Annotated in this window: 13 protein-coding genes; 8 read left to right on the top strand and 5 right to left on the bottom strand. The window is 65.0% G+C overall.

Annotated elements, in window-relative coordinates:
- Nucleotides 1-267: 267 nt before the first annotated feature.
- Both JQ507_28225 and JQ507_28220 read left to right on the top strand, forming a co-directional pair.
- Nucleotides 268-1,794 carry an ABC-F family ATP-binding cassette domain-containing protein gene (locus JQ507_28225; protein QRI68752.1) on the top strand — a complete coding sequence of 509 codons (1,527 nt, stop codon included), beginning with the start codon at nt 268-270 and terminating at the stop codon, nt 1,792-1,794.
- 56 nt (nt 1,795-1,850) lie between these two features.
- The gene (locus tag JQ507_28220; GenBank protein ID QRI68751.1) at nt 1,851-3,317 is read left to right on the top strand and encodes a glycerol-3-phosphate dehydrogenase; all 1,467 of its coding nucleotides are present in this window, start codon (nt 1,851-1,853) and stop codon (nt 3,315-3,317) included.
- Nucleotides 3,318-3,324: 7 nt separating this feature from the next.
- Here the strand turns inward: JQ507_28220 and JQ507_28215 are convergent, their stop codons facing one another.
- Nucleotides 3,325-4,554, bottom strand: coding sequence for a tetratricopeptide repeat protein (locus tag JQ507_28215; GenBank protein ID QRI73551.1), 1,230 nt, complete (start codon nt 4,552-4,554; stop codon nt 3,325-3,327).
- 346 nt (nt 4,555-4,900) lie between these two features.
- On the opposite strand from JQ507_28215, the gene JQ507_28210 reads away from it, so the two are divergent.
- The 4 genes from JQ507_28210 (at nt 4,901) to JQ507_28195 (ending at nt 9,420) form a co-directional block, all read left to right on the top strand.
- On the top strand, nt 4,901-6,292 hold the full coding sequence (locus JQ507_28210; protein QRI73550.1) for a serine hydrolase: 1,392 nt from the start codon (nt 4,901-4,903) through the stop codon (nt 6,290-6,292).
- 229 nt (nt 6,293-6,521) lie between these two features.
- Complete coding sequence (locus JQ507_28205) at nt 6,522-7,694, top strand: ABC transporter ATP-binding protein (protein ID QRI73549.1); 1,173 nt, start codon at nt 6,522-6,524, stop codon at nt 7,692-7,694.
- Nucleotides 7,691-8,605, top strand: coding sequence for an ABC transporter permease subunit (locus tag JQ507_28200; protein QRI68750.1), 915 nt, complete (start codon nt 7,691-7,693; stop codon nt 8,603-8,605). The genes JQ507_28205 and JQ507_28200 overlap by 4 nt, the downstream gene beginning before the upstream one ends.
- The gene (locus JQ507_28195) at nt 8,605-9,420 is read left to right on the top strand and encodes an ABC transporter permease (protein ID QRI68749.1); all 816 of its coding nucleotides are present in this window, start codon (nt 8,605-8,607) and stop codon (nt 9,418-9,420) included. The genes JQ507_28200 and JQ507_28195 overlap by 1 nt, the downstream gene beginning before the upstream one ends.
- An 18-nt stretch (nt 9,421-9,438) precedes the next feature.
- Here JQ507_28195 and JQ507_28190 read toward each other — a convergent pair whose 3' ends face one another.
- The 4 genes from JQ507_28190 to JQ507_28175 form a co-directional block, all read right to left on the bottom strand.
- On the bottom strand, nt 9,439-10,290 hold the full coding sequence (locus JQ507_28190; protein ID QRI68748.1) for a carbohydrate ABC transporter permease: 852 nt from the start codon (nt 10,288-10,290) through the stop codon (nt 9,439-9,441).
- A complete protein-coding gene (locus JQ507_28185; GenBank protein QRI68747.1) occupies nt 10,287-11,156 on the bottom strand; it encodes a sugar ABC transporter permease in 870 nt (289 codons plus the stop codon). Before JQ507_28185 ends, JQ507_28190 begins: the two co-directional genes overlap by 4 nt.
- Before the next feature lie 189 nt (nt 11,157-11,345).
- Nucleotides 11,346-12,731: a carbohydrate ABC transporter substrate-binding protein gene (locus tag JQ507_28180; GenBank protein ID QRI68746.1), complete on the bottom strand. Its 1,386-nt coding sequence runs from the start codon at nt 12,729-12,731 to the stop codon at nt 11,346-11,348.
- Nucleotides 12,732-12,918: 187 nt separating this feature from the next.
- The gene (locus tag JQ507_28175; GenBank protein ID QRI68745.1) at nt 12,919-14,883 is read right to left on the bottom strand and encodes an AsmA family protein; all 1,965 of its coding nucleotides are present in this window, start codon (nt 14,881-14,883) and stop codon (nt 12,919-12,921) included.
- A 244-nt stretch (nt 14,884-15,127) separates the two neighbouring features.
- On the opposite strand from JQ507_28175, the gene JQ507_28170 reads away from it, so the two are divergent.
- On the top strand, nt 15,128-15,835 hold the full coding sequence (locus JQ507_28170; protein ID QRI68744.1) for a CoA transferase subunit A: 708 nt from the start codon (nt 15,128-15,130) through the stop codon (nt 15,833-15,835).
- A gap of 24 nt (nt 15,836-15,859) precedes the next feature.
- Nucleotides 15,860-16,510 (top strand): CoA transferase subunit B, encoded by a 651-nt coding sequence (locus JQ507_28165; GenBank protein ID QRI68743.1) that lies wholly within the window; start codon nt 15,860-15,862, stop codon nt 16,508-16,510.

Here is a 16,510-nt window from a genome sequence, read left to right as displayed (position 1 = left end):
AACTTTTTTGCCGAGAAAGGAGGGCTGCGTCGTGGCGAGATTCACTGATCCCCACCTCAAGCGTGGCCCCGTCAACGCCCTGCAGATGCGTTTGCAGGGCTGACCGGAAACTCGACTAAAATCTCTTCCTGGTCTGCCCTTCGTGGCCGTGCGGCGTCGAACTTGAGAGTTCGTGTCGCATTTGAATTCCTCGCCGCGCTCCGACACGCACATCCGATGGCTGGATGCCCGGATGCCGTGTTCGCCGGCAAGACCAGAGAATTGACCGTGTCCCTCATCAACATACGCAATCTCGGCGTGACGCTGAACGCGCCGCTGTTCTCCGAACTGAATTTCGCCGTCAATGCCGGCGACCGGATCGGCCTCGTGGCCGCCAACGGCCGGGGCAAATCCACGCTGCTGCGCTGTATCGCAGGCGCGATGGAGCCCAATGAAGGCGACATCACCCGCGCGCGCGGCCTGACCGTCGGCCACGTCGAGCAGGATGCGCCACTGAGCCTGCTGGACAGGGCGTTCCATGCCGCCGTCCTCGACGCGCTGCTCGCCGAGCAACGCGGCAGCGAAGGCTGGCGGGTCGACGTCGCCCTGCAATCGCTCGAGGTGCCCGAGGAACTGTGGGCAAGACCGCTCAAGCAATTGAGCGGCGGCTGGCTGCGCTTCGCCATGCTGGCGCGCACGCTGGTGACCGAGCCGGACCTGCTGCTGCTCGACGAACCGACCAACCATCTCGACCTCGCCAAGATTGGCCGGCTCGAGAGTTGGCTGAACACGCTGCCGCGTGAAATGCCGGTGGTGATCGCAAGCCACGATCGCGCTTTTCTCGATGCGACCACCAACCGGACGCTGTTCCTGCGTCCGGAGCGGTCGCAGCTGTTCTCGTTGCCCTACACCGCGGCGCGCGCTGCGCTCGACGAATTCGATGCCTCCGACGAGCGGCGCTATCAGCGCGACATGAAGGCGGTCCGGCAGCTTCGGCAGCAGGCCGCGAAGCTCAACAATCTCGGCATCAATTCCGGCAGCGACCTTCTGTTGTCGAAGACCAAGCAATTGAAGCAGCGCGCCGAGAAATTGGAGGAGACGGCGAAGCCGGCGCATATGGAGCGATCCGCTGGGACGATCCGGCTCGCCAACCGCGACACCCATGCCAAGGTTCTGATCAGGCTGAACAACGCTGAAGTCGCCACTCCCGACGGCAGGCCGCTGTTCAGGACCGGCCAGCAGTTCATCTGCAGGGGCGACCGGATCGCGCTGCTCGGGCCGAACGGCGCCGGCAAGACCCGGTTCGTCGCGGCGCTGCGGCTCGCGATCGGGACCCCCGAGGCGGCCGTCGCGGCGATCCGGGCCACCGAGTCCTTGGTGCTGGGCTATTGCGACCAGGGGCTGGCCGATCTCAGGGATGGCGACACGCCGATGCGCATGCTGACGCGGCGCTTCGAGGTCGGCGATCAGCGGGCCCGCGGCCTGCTCGCCGGCGCAGGCCTCTCGATCGAGATGCAGGGCCGTCCGATCGGGCGGTTGTCGGGCGGGCAGAAGGCGCGTCTCGGCATGCTGGTGCTGCGGCTGACCCAGCCGAACTTCTATCTGCTCGACGAGCCGACCAACCACCTCGATATCGAGGGCCAGGAGGCGCTGGAGGAGGAACTGATGGAGTGGCAGGCCAGCTGCCTCCTGGTGTCGCACGACCGCCAGTTCGTGCGGACGGTGGCCAACCGGTTCTGGGTGATCGAAGGCAAGAAGCTGATCGAGGTCGATGGGCCGGAACAGTTCTTTGCTTCGATTGGGGCTGCGCCGTGACGCATTTTTTGTGCGAACACGTATTTCGTTCGCATTGAAATGCGATAGCCGTTGGCATGGCGGACTATGACGTCGCGATCATCGGCGGTGGCCTGAACGGCACGAGCGTGGCTCGTGATGCGGCCGGCCGCGGCCTGCGCGTGATCCTGCTGGAGCAGGGCGATCTCGGCTCCGGCGCGTCGCAGGCCTCGCCGCGGCTGGTCCACGGCGACCTGGCCGGCCTGGAACGGCGGGAGTTCTTCCGCGTCCGGCGCGCGCTGAGGGAACGTGACGTCTTGCTGCGGATCGCGCCGCATCTGGTGCGGCCGGCGCGCTTCGTGATCCCGGCGCATGCCGAGGAACGGCCGCCCTGGCAATTGCGGTCGTTGCTGCTGCTCTACGAGCGGCTGGCTTCGCGCAGCGGCCTGCCGCGCTCGACAACCCTCGACGTCACCCACCATCCGGTCGGCCATGCGCTGAAACGGCCGTTCGGAACTGCGTTCGAATATTCCGACTGCGTCGCCGACGATTCCCGGCTGGTGGTGCTCACCGCCGTCGACGCGGCGGCGCGCGGCGCCGAGATCCGCACCGGTGCGCGCGTGACCCGGGCCGAGCGCGGCGAGACCTGGCGGCTGGTCGCGATCGATCGCGGCTATCGGCGGGTGATCACGGCGCGATCGCTGGTCAACGCCACCGGCGCATGGACCGCCTCCGTTGCCGACACCGTGCTGCGCGTGCCGGCGCCGCCGCTCGCGACCGTCCAGATCAGCCAGATCGTGGTGCGCCGCCTGTTCGATTGCGACAATGTCTATGCGTTCCAGAACCCCGACGGGCAGCTGATTTTCGCCAGTCCCTATGAGCGCGACTTCACCCTGATCGGTAGCATCACGCATGCCTTCAAGGGCGATCCCGCCATTGTCGCGATGGGCGTGCGGGAAGTGGCCTATCTCTGCGACGCCGCCAATCGTTATTTTCGCGAGCAGATCGCCCCGGTCGATGTGCTGCGGACGATCTCCGCCGCCAATTCCGTTATTGCGCCCGCGCGCCGGCACAGAAGCGATGGCGCTGCGTCGCTCGATTTCGGGCGCGGCAAGGCGCCGCTGCTCACGATGTTCGGCGGCGACGTGACAACCGCGCGGTGGCGTGCCGAGCGGGCGGTGTCGAAGTTCACGCGGTTCCATCCGATGACGCCGCGCTGGACCGCGACCGCGCCATTGCCGGGCGGCGAATTCGCCTGGCAACGGTTCGAGACCGAGGTCGACATCGCGCGCGACCACTGGCGCTTCCTCAGCGAGGCGCAGGCGCGCCGGCTGGTGGCCGCCTATGGGTTGAACGTGAAGGACGTTTTGGGGGACGCCAAAGCGAAGGCCGATCTTGGTCCCGCCTTTGGTGCTGAACTGACCGGTGCCGAGGTGCGTTACCTCATGCAGAAGGAATGGGCCCGCTTTCCCGATGATATACTGTGGCGCCGCTCCAAGCTCGGGTTGACCATGCCGCAAGCCGACCGCGACGCGCTCGCCGCGTTCATGACGAAGCCGGATTGAGGATCGGCTATTGCCTCGCGGCCTCCTGCGACCAGGCGAGGTCGCGCCGGGACGGACGGCGATGTAGCCGGTTCGAGATCAGCCTCGCCGCCTGCCGGCCCTGGCCGGCGCGCAGGCATGCGACGATGAAGGTGTCCTCCCACAATTCGCGTTGCGCGTGGCTGCCGCCGATCCGCACCAGTTCGGGCATCAGCGGCGCCAGGATGCGCACGGCTTTGTCATGGTCGCCGGCCGCGAAGGCCGCAACGCCCCGGCCGAGCCCGATCGCGGCGGGGCCGGGCGCCAGCTTGCCGTCGGCATCGCGCGCCGCCATCTCGGAGAGCCGCGCCTCGAGCGCATCCTTGTTGGTCGTGGCTGCGACCAGCGCGTGATGCACGTCGGCGAAATGCGCGCCGGCCTTCGGGAAATAGCCGTCGCCATAGGCGGCGACATCCTTCCAATGCGGTTCGAGGCCGGTCTTGCCGGCGACCGTGAGCCGCCACAGCAGCGAGGCCGTGTCGGTATAGATATTGAGCGGCGGATAGGGCCGGCCCGCCGGCTTGATGTGCTGCTCGTAGATGGCAAGCGCACTGTCGGCGTCGCCTTCCTCGATAGCGATCAAGGCGAGGTGCCAGGCGAGGTGGCCTTGCAGGAAGCTGGCGCGGTCGTTCGCCGGCAGCCAGGCGGAGAGGAAGCTGCGGCCTTCGGCGCCGTCACCCTGCTCGAACAGCGCATGCGCGAGCGCGTGCGCGGCACCGGCGTTCTCCGGCTTTAGCGCATAGCCGCGCTCGGTGATGGCGCGGCCCGAGACGACATCGCCGGCCTCGGTCTTCGACCAGCCGAGATAGGTGAGGAACCACCAATCGTCGCCATAGTCCTTCGCGTAACGTTCGGTGATCGCGAGCCGCGCCGCGTCATGGTCGGGCCGGCCGGAAAAAGCATAGAGGCCGAACGCGCCGAGCAGCAGCGAGAGTATCTGCGCATCGCGCGGATAGTCGCTGAGATGCTGTTCGGCCGCCGTCGTCGCCATCTTGCCCTGGCCCTCGATCACGGATGCGATGATCTCGATGTGTTGGCGCTCGCGTGGGGTGGCAGCCGCCACGAGCTGCCGGGCGTCGGCAGCCTTGGCGCGGGCCGCGGCACCCTCCATGTTGAGCTGGTGGACGCGGGCACGGCCGAGATGGGCCAACGCAAAGTCGGGATCCTCGGCGATCGCCGCCTCGAACGCTGCGTCGGCGCCGTGCAGTGCCGCCAGCATCCGATCGACGCCGTCGACATAATACGCGGCGGCGCGGTCCGAGGTGGTCGTCAGCGGCAGGCCGTAGCGGTCGCAAATCATCGGTTGTCCTCCCGCGTTTGGCCGTGAAGTTTAGGGCATGTCCTCATAAAGGCAACGAGCCGCTTCGGGGTTTACGCCTGCTTGGCCCTCAACAGCATCGCAAAAGCTGATATCGCTGGATGGTCCGAGCTGGGCCAACAGGAGACGTCCTATGAGAACGCGTTGGCGGGACTCCAAAAGAAAATACTTCAATAAGCGTTCCGCCAAGCTTCCGTTAATGAGTATTGTGCTGCGATCAGATCAAGCTCGCAGCGCGTGGGATCCAATGTATATCCGCCAGATCGTTTTCGCCGTCGTGCTGGTCGGCACTCTGGTTCGGTTCGGGCCTGCCACAGCTGGAGATGGCTTTCCAGCAGCGGAGTGGGAGCGCGTCACCCCTGCAGAATTGGGCTGGTCAGAGACCGAATTGGCCCAAGCGCGATCCTTTTCGGATCAGATTCGCTCGAGCGCGGTTGTGATCGTTCAGCACGGAAAGGTCGTGGCCGAGTGGGGCAATACGACGAAGCCAATGGAGCTCGCTTCCATCCGCAAGAGCGTGCTCAGCGCCCTGATCGGCATCGCCGTGTCGGATCACCTGATCAACCCCAACAGCACCCTTGGCGAACTCGGCATCGACGATAATCCGCCTGGTTTAACGGAAATCGAGAAGGGCGCGACGGTGCGCGAGCTCCTCGAAGCGCGTTCCGGGGTCTACCACCCGGCGCTCTATGAGACGCCGGACATGGCCAGGAGGAGACCGCCGCGCGGCAGCCACCCGCCCGGTACCTTCTGGTTTTACAACAATTGGGACTTCAACGCGCTAGGCACGATCTACGAGCACGCAACCGGCACCGGCCTCTTCGAGGCACTCGACCAGAGGATCGCAAAGCCGATCGGCATGCAAGACTACCGCCCACAGGACGGCAGCTACGTTCGCGGCGAAGCGTCCATCCACCCTGCCTATGAGACCCGCATGAGTGCACGGGACCTGGCGCGCTTTGCCCTACTCTATCTGCGCAAAGGCAATTGGGCCGGTCACCAAGTCGTGCCGCAGACGTGGGTGGAAGATAGCACGCGCAGCTATTCGAGAGCGGATCTCGGGATGGGCTATGGCTATCTCTGGTGGATCGGTTTTATGGGCGGTGACGTTGCGCCCACGGTGATTTTGCCCGCGGGCAGCTATTTGGCCCAAGGCCAGGGTGGCCAATACGCCCTAATCGTGCCCGCGCTCGACCTCGTCGTGGTGCATCGTGTCGACCGCGACGCGCCGTACGTCGAACCTTCTTTCCGGAGTATGGCCAGGCTCTTCTGGCTGATCTTGAAGGCCTCGGGCTATGATCCGGGGCCCGATGCCTCGCTCACCGCGGCAAGCGGCGAAAGACCGACAGGTGAGACCCTGGCCGCAAAATTCAAGGGCAAGACGATCAGCTTTGGTCCGAAGCTCAAGAATGGTCCGTTATCTATGCGATTCGAGCCCGACGGCAGGATGACTTATCCGCACTGGGACGAGTCCTTTGGACCTGCAACCGGGACATGGGCAGTTGCGGAGGATAAGCTCTGTATCTTGATCTCGTCTGCTAGACGTCGTTGCTACATTCCAGTGCTGAACGGTGAGCAGATTGAGTTGTTCGACCAGCTTGGCGTCATGCAAATCGACGGGGTGGCGCTGCCTCAGTGATCTGCATGCAGCAATCGGCGCGCGATGCCGTTCAGGGTCACAAGCAGTAAGGTTCGGACTGTGCAATGCCTTCCGGTTTGTGCCTCAAAGCCGACGCAACGCATTGAGAGCCCGCCCCTGCAGAGGCGCAGACGCCGACAATATTGCGGGAGATGTCCGTGAGGCGGTTGAGCCGGTGGCGATCCGCCGCTAGCTTGCCGCCAGGATTGGACCTTATGGGGAATCGGGGCTGACGGACGTGATAGCAGGCGAAGCGACTGCGGAGGCGGCGAGGCCGTTGCCTGAACCGGCCGTCCCGGACATGCCGCTGCTGCGGATCGAGGGCGTCGCCAAGTCGTTCGGGAATTTCCGCGCGGTCGACCAGCTCTCGCTCGACATCCGCGCCGGCGAGTTCTTCGCGCTGCTCGGGCCGAGCGGCTGCGGCAAGACCACGCTGCTGCGCATGCTCGCCGGCTTCGAGACGCCGGATGAGGGCCGCATCCTGCTCGGCGGCAGCGACATCGCCCAGGTGCTGCCGCACGAGCGCCCCGTCAACATGATGTTCCAAAACTACGCGCTGTTTCCGCATCTCGCGGTGCGCGACAACATCGCATTCGGCTTGAAGCGCGCCGGCATGACGCGCAAGGATATCGCCACCCGCGTTGCGGAGATGGTGGCGCTGGTCAAGCTCGAAGGGCTCGAGAAGCGCAAGCCGGATCAGCTCTCCGGCGGACAGCGGCAGCGCGTTGCGCTGGCGCGCTCGCTGGCGCGCCGGCCGCAGGTGCTGCTGCTCGACGAGCCGCTCGCCGCGCTCGACAAGAAGCTGCGCGAGAGCACGCAAGGCGAGCTGATGGAGCTGCAGCGCCGGCTCGGTATGACCTTCATCATCGTCACCCACGACCAGGAGGAGGCGATGACGATGGCCGGCCGGATCGGCGTGATGGATGCCGGCCGGCTGGTGCAGGTCGCGACCCCGCGCAATCTCTACGAGGCGCCGGCCTCGCGCTGGATCGCCGAATTCGTCGGCGACATCAATCTGTTCAACGGCCAGGTTGCCGGCCGCGACCACGGCCGCCTGACGGTTTCGACCGCGGAAGCGGGCACGCTCGCGGTCAGCGAGTTGTGGCCGCCGGTGACCAAGGAGGTCGTCAGTGTCGCGATCCGCCCCGAGAAGGTGAAGCTGTCGCGTCGTGCGCCGGCCTTGGATGACGGCGGCTCGCATGTGATCAACCGGCTGGAGGGCGTCGTTGCCGACGTCAATTATCTCGGCGGCGTGACCAGCTACCGTGTCAAGCTGGAAACCGGCGCGGTGCTGCGCGCGTCGATGGCCAACACCGCGCGGCTCGATGTCGACGCCTACCTCGCCGGCCAGCGGGTGGTGGCGTGGTTCACCGCCGACGATTGCCTGGTGCTGGAGCAATGAGCGCGCGCCGCATCTTCGCCCGCCCGGCACGGCTCGCCGCGATCGCGCCCTATCTCTGGATGGTGCTGTTCTTCCTGGTGCCGTTCGGTTTCGTGCTGAAGATCAGCCTGTCGCAGACCGCGATCGCGCAGCCGCCCTATACGCCGGTGTTCGACTTCGCCGAGGGCCGGGCGGCATTGGCTGCCGCGTTTGCGCAGCTGTCGTTCGACAATTTCCGCCTGCTGCTGCAGGACAATCTCTACATCCTGTCCTATCTGCGCAGCCTCGTCGTGGCGGTGACCTCGACCTTGATCCTGCTGCTGATCGGCTATCCCATTGCCTACGGCATGGCACGGCTGCCGCAGCGCTGGCGGGGTGTGGCGATGATGCTGGTAATCGTGCCGTTCTGGACCTCGTTTTTGATCCGCATCTATGCCTGGATCAACATCCTGCAGCATGACGGCCTGCTCAACCAGGTGCTGCTCGCGCTGCACATTGTTTCCGCGCGGGTGGTCTGGCTGTCGACCGACAGCGCGATGTATCTCGGCATCGTCTATTCCTATCTGCCCTTCATGATCCTGCCGCTCTATGCGACGCTGTCGAAGATGGATTCCTCGCTGCTCGAGGCGGCGGGCGATCTCGGCGCCTCGCCACGGCAGGCGTTCTGGCTGGTGACGTTCCCGCTGTCGCTGCCCGGCGTCGGTGCCGGCGCGCTGCTCTGCTTCATTCCGATCGTCGGCGAGTTCGTGATCCCCGACCTGCTCGCCGGCTCCAACTCGCTGATGATCGGGCAGACGCTGTGGCTCGAATTCTTCACCAACAAGGATTGGCCGGTGGCGTCGGCCGCAGCGGTCGCGCTGTTGCTGCTGCTGGTGCCGCCGCTCGTGCTCTATGACCGCCTGCAACGTCGCCAACTCGAGGCTGGCAGCTGATGGCGCGGGCTGCGACCAGACTGACACGCTTCAACATGACCTCGCTGGCGCTTGGGATGGCGTTCCTCTATCTGCCGATCGTCATCCTGGTGATCTACTCGTTCAACGCCTCGCGGCTGGTGACGGTGTGGGGCGGCTGGTCGCTGCGCTGGTACCGAGAGTTCTTCAATGACCGCGCCATGCTGGAGGCGGCGTGGATGAGCCTGTCGGTTGCGGCGGTCTCGGCGACGCTGGCGACCCTGCTGGGCACGCTGGCGGCGGTCGGGCTGGCGCGGGGCGAGCGGTTCCGCGGGCGGGCGCTGTTCTCCGGCATGCTGTATTCGCCGCTGGTCATGCCCGAGGTGATCTCCGGCCTGTCGCTGCTGCTGCTGTTCGTGGCGCTCAATGCCGAGCGCGGCTTCTGGACGGTGACGATCGCGCACACCACGCTGACGATGTGCTTCGTCACCGTCGTGGTGCAGTCGCGCCTCTCGGCGCTCGACCGCAGCCTGGAGGAGGCCGCCATGGACCTCGGCTGCGATCCGGTGCGCGCGTTCGTTTTGGTGACGCTGCCGTTGATCGTGCCTGCGATCGTGGCGGGGTGGATGCTCGCCTTCACGCTGTCGCTCGACGACGTCGTGATCGCGAGCTTCACCACCGGCCCCGGCTCGGCGACCTTGCCGATCCGGATCTACTCGGAAGTGCGGCTCGGCGTGAAGCCCGAGATCAACGCGATCTGCACGCTGGTGATCGCGCTGATCGCCGCGATCATCGTACTCGCCTCGTTCGCCTCGAAACTGTCGAGCGCGCGCGGCGAGAGCGCCGCGCCGCTTTGAGGGATTACGACTTGGGCCTCAGGACTTGACCGCTCCTGCCGTCAGCCCGCCGACCATGTAGCGCTTGAAGGCGTAATAGACCGCGGCCGGCGGCAATGCGTAGATGAAGCCGGTGGTCATCAAGAGCTCCCACGGCGAATCGTCGGCGGCGAGGAAGTTGCCGAGCGCGACCGGCAGCGTGATGTCGGTGTCCTTCGAGAGCAGCAGAAACGCGTAGAGATATTCGTTCCAGGCGAGCAGGATCGCATAGGTGCCGACCGCGACCAGCGAGGGCATCATCAGCGGCACATAGACCAGGCGGAACAGCTGCAGCGTGGTGGCGCCGTCCATCGTCGCGGCTTCATCCAGTTCGACCGGCAGCTTGTCGGAGGCCTGCTTCAGCACCCAGATCGCGTAGGGCGCGGCGATCGTCACCATCGCCAGGATCAGCGACCAGTGATTGTTCAAGAGGCCATAGGTGCCCATGGTGCGGTACATCGGCACGGCAAGGAATGCCGCCGGGATGAAGTAGGTGAACAGCGCCATGTTCATCACGGCGCGGCCGCCCGGCACCCGCAGCCGCGAGATCGAGAACGCGGCTGCGGTCGCGACGAACAGCGTCAGCGCGCCGACCGCGAGCGCGATCACGGTCGAATTCCAGAACTGGATCCAGAAGTCGCGCAGGAAGTAATGCTGCTGGTGGAACACGATCGAGAAATTATGCAGCGTCGGATGATCAGGCCACAGCTTGCCGGTGAACGCGTCCTCCTTCGGCGAGATCGCGAACACGAACATGTGGTAGATCGGGATCATGGTCCAGATGAAGACCGGGATGCCGATCAGCAGCAGCTTGGCCTCGGTGCCGACTTCGCGGAGGGTGGGCAGCTTCATCGCGACAACCGTTTCATCATGTAATAGACCAGCGGCAGCACGAACGGCATGGCGCAGACGATCGAGGCCATCGCCAGCGACAGCTGGTCGAGCCTGAGATAGCGGATGCCGAGCGTCGACAGCACATGGGTGAGGTCGGCCGGCCCGCCGCCGGTGAGCAGATAGACGCTGTTGAAGTCGCCGAGCGTCCAGATCATCGAGAGCAGCGTGCAGGTGATGTAGAGCGTCTGCATCGACGGCCAGGTGATGTAGCGGAATTTCTGCCACCAATTGGCGCCGTCGACGTCGGAGGCCTCATACAGGTCGTGCGAGATGGCGAGCCGCCCGGTCAAAAGGATCAACGTCCAGAACGGCAGCGACTTCCAGATGTGGACGCCGATCGCCATCGCCAGCGCGACCGCAGGATCGTTCAGCCAGTTTGGACCGTCGTCGCCGGTGAATTTGAAGATCAGCTGGTTGACCACGCCCCATTCCGGATTGAGCATGAAGCGTACCGAGAGAATGGTCGGGATCGACGGCACCGCCCAGGGCAGGATGAAGATCACCGACAGCCACCTGATCCACGGCCGCTGCTGGGCGAAGAAGCCGGACAGGAACAGCGCGATCAGCATCTTGATGTTGATGCCGATGACCAGGAAGATCAGCGTGTTGACCGCGGCGCGGGCGAAGATCGGGTCATGATACAGCGCGACGTAGCTCGACGGATGCCGTGCCAGCCACAGGCCGTAGCCGACCGGATAAACCACGAAGGCGAGGAAGACGAGAAGATAGGGCGCGAGCAGCGCGATGCCCCAGACCTGCGGCGGCGACAGCCGCGCCGACAGCGGCGGCGAGGGGGCATCGGATGCGGAGAGTGTGATCGCCATTCGGTTACTCTTGGAGCAGGATGCCGCCTACGTCGTCCCGGCGAAGGCCGGGACCCATCACCACCGGCCGTCGTTGTTGCACGAAAGCCGATGACCAACTCGCTCTCAAATGACTGCCGCGGCGTATGGGTCCCGGCTTTCGCCGGGACGACGCGGAGCAAGTATCGGCAGTGCTGGTCATCGTTTGCATCATCCCGCCACTTGCTTGATGCGGGCGATCAGTTCGTCGACGGCCTTGTCCACCGGCACCTTCTCGCTGACGACGCGGTTCATGGCCTTGGCCCAGACGTTCTCGTTGTTCAGGATGGTGAACTTCCAGTTCTTGGTGAAGTCGAACGGCGTGGTGCCGCCGGTGAACTGGTTCCACACCGCCTTGCGGTGCCGGTCGGCCTGCCAGAACGGGCTCGCCTGGCTCGCCTTGGTTACCGGGAACCAGCGGCCGAGCGCGCCCTCGACATAGGGCCGCACATTGTCTTCCTGCATCAGGAAGGCGATGAACTGCTTGCCTTCGGCCTTGTTCTTGGCGTTGGCGAAGATCAGCCCGGTCTTGACGTCGGAACGGTACTTGATGGTCGAGCCGTCCGGCGCCTTGGGGAAGGACGCCGTGATGATGTCCTGCTCATAGGCCTGCTTGCCTGCGGCGCGCTGCGCGTCGGTCAGCGCCGGGTTGGTGGAATCCTCGAACCACTTCGCCGCGATCGAGATCGTGAAATTGTGGGTCATCACGATCGTCTTGTTGTGGAAGGCGACGTTGTTGTCCGGATCCTTCCAGGTCGTCGAGGACGGCGGCGTGCAGCCCTTGATGTAGGTGTCGGTGTAGTCCTTCAGCGCGTGGATCAAGCCGTCGCGCACCTTGGGATCGTCGACCAGGAGCTTGCCGTCGTCGTCGACCAGCTTGACGTGGTAGGCGTCCATGAAGGTGTAGAACGACTGGAACGAGTCGGTGGATTCCACGCCCATCGGCTGGCCGACGCCGTAGATGCGCTGGCCGGTCGCCTTGCGGATCGCCGGCTGCACCTTGTCGCACCAGAACGTCCAGTAATCTTCCCACTTGGTCGGGATGTCGGCGGCCTTGAAGCCGGCTTTCTCCAGCATGTCGCCCCAGATCTGGACGTGCATGCTCTGCTGCTTCAGCGGGAAGCCGTAATAGGACTTCTTCTTGGCGACGTCGTTGTAGAGCAGCGCCGCTTCCAGCGTGTTCGGCGCGAAGGCGTCCTTCATCGGCAGCATGATGTCGGAGAGATCCTCGAGCTTGCCCTCATAGGCCCACTTGCCCTGGGCCTGCACGTCGTAGGTGTCGGAATAGGCGACGTCGGGCACGGTGCCGGAATCCAGCGCGGCGACCGTCTTCGGAATCATGTCCTGGATCGCGTATTGCGACAGTTCGACCTTGATGCCGGTCTTGGCTTCGAATTTCTTGATCGTCTCGAGCAGCGCGTCGTCTTCGGATTTGTAAAATCCCTTGCCCCACCAGACGGTGATCGTATTGCCCTGGGCCAGAGCGGGTGCAGTTGCGGCAAACAGGCCGACCGCAGCGACCGCAATCGATAGCGCACCGATAACCTTGGATCTCACGTTGTTCTCCCTCTTGCGGCCGGTTTTTTTAACCGGTTGGAGAAAACACTAGCGCATGCCCGTGACCCGATAAAGATGCCGGATCGACGACTTCTGTAGGGGTGCACGATGAAGGCTAAGGATCAGTCCCGGTGCATCCATGCGGAAAGTGAATGGATCGATCAGTTCGGCTTCTCAGTTCGGCCAGTCAGTTCGACTTGGCGTTCTCGGCCGCCGTCGCCGCTCCGTTGCCGGGCGCGCCGGCAGCCGCATCGGGCGCGGCGGCGGGCCGCGCGGCTCCGCCGGTGAAGCGCTCGATCACGGAGCGCACCGCATCGCGCGTCTTGCGATCCTTGACCGCGTCGAGCAGCGGGGCGGATGCCGGCGAGCGGCGGATCAGGCTTTCCGGATCGGGGAAGATCAAGGGATCGTCCCATGGGCCCTGGATCACGAAGGGCAGATCGAACGCATTGCCGCCGGCTGCCGCCGAGGTCAGGCTGGCGACGCCCTTGAGATCGTACTCGCGCGACGGCACCGAGGCGGTGCCGGTCAGCGTGATCTTCGCCGCGGGACTCTCGACATGGATGTCGTCGGCGGTGGCAACGCCGTCGGCGAATTTCACCGAGATGTTGAGATTGTCGTAGGGCGTCGAGCCGGAGCGGAAATTGCCGCCGCCGGACAGCGGGCGCTTCTCCAGCCGCCGCAACAGCTGCTCGACATTGAAGCCCGCGATCGCGCCGTCATGCCCGTTCAGCGTGGCGGTGCCGTCCAGCGACGATGCGAGCCCGAACGGGCTGGAGCCCGAGGCCGTCAGCGAGACGTTGAGGTTGCCGCGTCCGGAGAGCTTGCTGATGCCGAACAGCTCGCTGGCGCAGGCCTGCAAATCGACATCAGTGAACTGGAATTGCGCCCTGACGTCGGCGACCGCATCGGAGCGCGCGATCGCGAACGAACCCTTGGCGATGCCGCCATACATCTGCGCCTCGCCGACGCTGAGCGCGAGCGCGCCGCCGCGCAGATTGGCGCCGAACGCGGTGCGGCCGAGCTTCGACGGGCCGACCGTGACCTTGGCCGCCGACAGGCGCATGTCGAGATCGGTCGACGACAGCGAGGACAGGTCGAACAGCTGCCTGTTCCAGTCGCGCTGACCGCTGGCGAGCAGGCGGAAGGTCGAGATGTAGGGCGTGAAATCGAGATTGCCGGCGGCAAGCGTCGCCTGCAGCGTCTGCCGGCCGTTATTGGCGTAGGTCATCACGCCCTCGGCGACATTGCCGTCGAGCTCGACGTTGACGTTGGTGAGCGCGACCGAGCCGCCGACCACGTTGGCGCGGGCCTTCAGCGCGAAGCGGCCGAAGCCGCCACCGCCGCCGGGCGGCGCCTGTCCCATCCAGCGCAGCGCGTTGCGCAGCGACGGTGAGTCCATGGTGGCGGTGCCTTCCATCATCAGGCTGGTGCGGTTGGCGACGGTTCCGTCGAACGCAACCTTGAGCGGCGCGCTGGCCAGCCGGGCCTTGAGGCCGGAACGGTCGCCCGACAGCAGCGCGACGAAATCGCTGGCGCTGATCGAGCCGTCGACGCGCTCGCCGCGCCAGTCGAACTGGCCGGTTGCGGCAAAGGAGCGCGAGATCGACGGCCAGGCCAGCGACAGGTCGATATCGCCGAGCTGTTCGGAGATGCTGTTGGTGCCGTCCTCGTAATTCAGCTCGCCGTCCTGGATCCGGATTTCCGAGAATGACACCTGGTTTTCGGCCCCTGGTGTCATCGCCTTGGCGATGGTCTCGACGAAGGGGGTCCAGTTGCTGTCGCCGGCCGCGTCGCGGACCACACGGATATGCGGGCGGAGCATCATGACGTCGGCGATTTCGAACCGCCGCAGCAACAGCGGCAGCAGCCGCAGATTGGCGGTCAGCACGTCGACCTGCAAAGCGGGACCGGCGGTATCGGCGCCCTTCAGCCCGACATTGTGAAAGGAGACGTAGCTGCCCGGAAACACCGAAACATCGATCGGCCCGTTGACGACGAGCTCGAGCCCGGTCACGGCACGAATCTGCGCCTCGACCGCGCGCTGCAGCGCGTCCCGGTTGAGGAACCACGACGTTCCGACCAGCCCGACCAGCGCCAGGCCGAGAAGCGCCGCGATCGGCATCCCCAGGCGCTTAATTCCTTGGGCCATCGTCAATGACATATCCGGGTCGGGTTGAGGTTTGTCGGGTCGTTGTCGAACACAGCGGGCGCTCGCCGGAGGCCCCTGCCAACCCACGCAACTTGAAGGGTTTTCTTGACGCTTTCAAGGCCATGTTGCCGCCGCAGGCTGCCGCCCGTCGCCGCACGGGGCCGTGATTGACGCATTGCGAAGATTTCGCCTAATAATCCGCTTTGCCAAAGCCGTTCCGCGCCCTCCATCAGGTATTCGCTGCATGAACAAAGTTTATCCCGACGCCAAATCGGCACTCGATGGTCTCCTCAAGGACGGCATCATGATCATGTCGGGAGGCTTTGGCCTTTGCGGCATCGCCGAGACCCTGTCGGACGCGATCCGCGATTCCGGCGTCAAGGGCCTGACGGTCGTGTCAAACAATGCCGGCGTCGACGGCATCGGCCTCAGCCGACTGCTGGAGACGCGCCAGATCAAGAAGATGATCTCGTCCTATGTCGGCGAGAACAAGCTGTTCGCCCAGCAATATCTCGCCGGCGAGCTGGAGCTCGAGTTCAACCCGCAGGGCACGCTGGCAGAGCGCATCCGCGCCGGCGGCGCCGGAATTCCGGCCTTCTACACCAAGACCGGCGTCGGCACGCTGATCGCCGAAGGCAAGGAAGTGAAGGAATTCGACGGCGAGAAGTACATCATGGAGCGCGGCCTGTTCGCCGACGTCGCCATCGTCCATGCCTGGAAGGGCGACACCGCCGGCAACCTGGTCTACCGCAAGACCGCGCGCAACTTTAACCCGATGATGGCGACCGCCGCGAAGGTCACCGTCGCCGAGGTCGAGCATCTGGTGCCGGCCGGCGAGATCGACCCGGACCACATCCACACGCCCGGCATCTTCGTCAAACGCATCATCGAGGTCGGCACGGGCAAGAAGCGGATCGAATTCCGCAACACCCGTCCGCGGCCCGCCGCCTAAATCAGACCTTTTCAGGAGAGCCTCATGGCCTGGACCCGTGAACAGATGGCCGCCCGCGCCGCCAAGGAGCTGCGCGACGGCTATTACGTCAATCTCGGCATCGGCATCCCGACGCTGGTCTCGAACTACATCCCCGACGGCGTCGACGTGAACCTGCAGAGCGAGAACGGCATGCTTGGCATGGGTCCGTTCCCTTACGAGGACGAGGTCGATGCCGACCTCATCAACGCCGGCAAGCAGACCGTGAGCGAGCTGCCCTCGACCAGCTATTTCTCCTCGGCCGAGTCGTTCGGCATGGTGCGCGGCGGCCATATCGACCTGTCGATCCTCGGCGCCATGCAGGTGGCGCAGAACGGCGACCTCGCCAACTGGATGATCCCCGGCAAGATGGTGAAGGGCATGGGTGGCGCCATGGACCTCGTCGCCGGCGTCAAGCGCGTCGTCGTCGTGATGGAGCATTCCGCGAAGGACGGCCCCAAGCTGCTCAAGCAGTGCAATCTGCCGCTGACCGGCGAGCGCGTGGTCGACATGGTCGTGACCGACCTCGCGGTGTTCACCATCGACAAGCACGGCAAGGATGGCATGGCGCTGATCGAGCTCGCCGACGGCGTCACGCTCGACGAGGTCAAGGCCAAGACCGAGGCGGAATTCCGCGTCGCGCTGAAGAACACCTGA

It is taken from the genome of Bradyrhizobium sp. PSBB068, from assembly GCA_016839165.1.
In the GTDB taxonomy this organism is placed as follows: domain Bacteria; phylum Pseudomonadota; class Alphaproteobacteria; order Rhizobiales; family Xanthobacteraceae; genus Bradyrhizobium.
Note: the sequence above shows the minus strand (reverse complement) of the source record. Positions and strands in the feature narration are given on the sequence as shown.

What these genes read in the sequence shown, in the direction of transcription:
- JQ507_28220 (QRI68751.1), top strand. Translation starts at nt 1,851, where the DNA reads ATGGCGGACTATGACGTCGCGATCATCGGCGGTGGCCTGAACGGCACG.
- JQ507_28215 (QRI73551.1), bottom strand. Translation starts at nt 4,554, where the DNA reads ATGCTGGCGGCACTGCACGGCGCCGACGCAGCGTTCGAGGCGGCGATC.
- JQ507_28210 (QRI73550.1), top strand. Translation starts at nt 4,901, where the DNA reads ATGTATATCCGCCAGATCGTTTTCGCCGTCGTGCTGGTCGGCACTCTG.
- JQ507_28200 (QRI68750.1), top strand. Translation starts at nt 7,691, where the DNA reads ATGAGCGCGCGCCGCATCTTCGCCCGCCCGGCACGGCTCGCCGCGATC.
- JQ507_28195 (QRI68749.1), top strand. Translation starts at nt 8,605, where the DNA reads ATGGCGCGGGCTGCGACCAGACTGACACGCTTCAACATGACCTCGCTG.
- JQ507_28190 (QRI68748.1), bottom strand. Translation starts at nt 10,290, where the DNA reads ATGAAGCTGCCCACCCTCCGCGAAGTCGGCACCGAGGCCAAGCTGCTG.
- JQ507_28185 (QRI68747.1), bottom strand. Translation starts at nt 11,156, where the DNA reads ATGGCGATCACACTCTCCGCATCCGATGCCCCCTCGCCGCCGCTGTCG.
- JQ507_28175 (QRI68745.1), bottom strand. Translation starts at nt 14,883, where the DNA reads ATGGCCCAAGGAATTAAGCGCCTGGGGATGCCGATCGCGGCGCTTCTC.
- JQ507_28170 (QRI68744.1), top strand. Translation starts at nt 15,128, where the DNA reads ATGAACAAAGTTTATCCCGACGCCAAATCGGCACTCGATGGTCTCCTC.
- JQ507_28165 (QRI68743.1), top strand. Translation starts at nt 15,860, where the DNA reads ATGGCCTGGACCCGTGAACAGATGGCCGCCCGCGCCGCCAAGGAGCTG.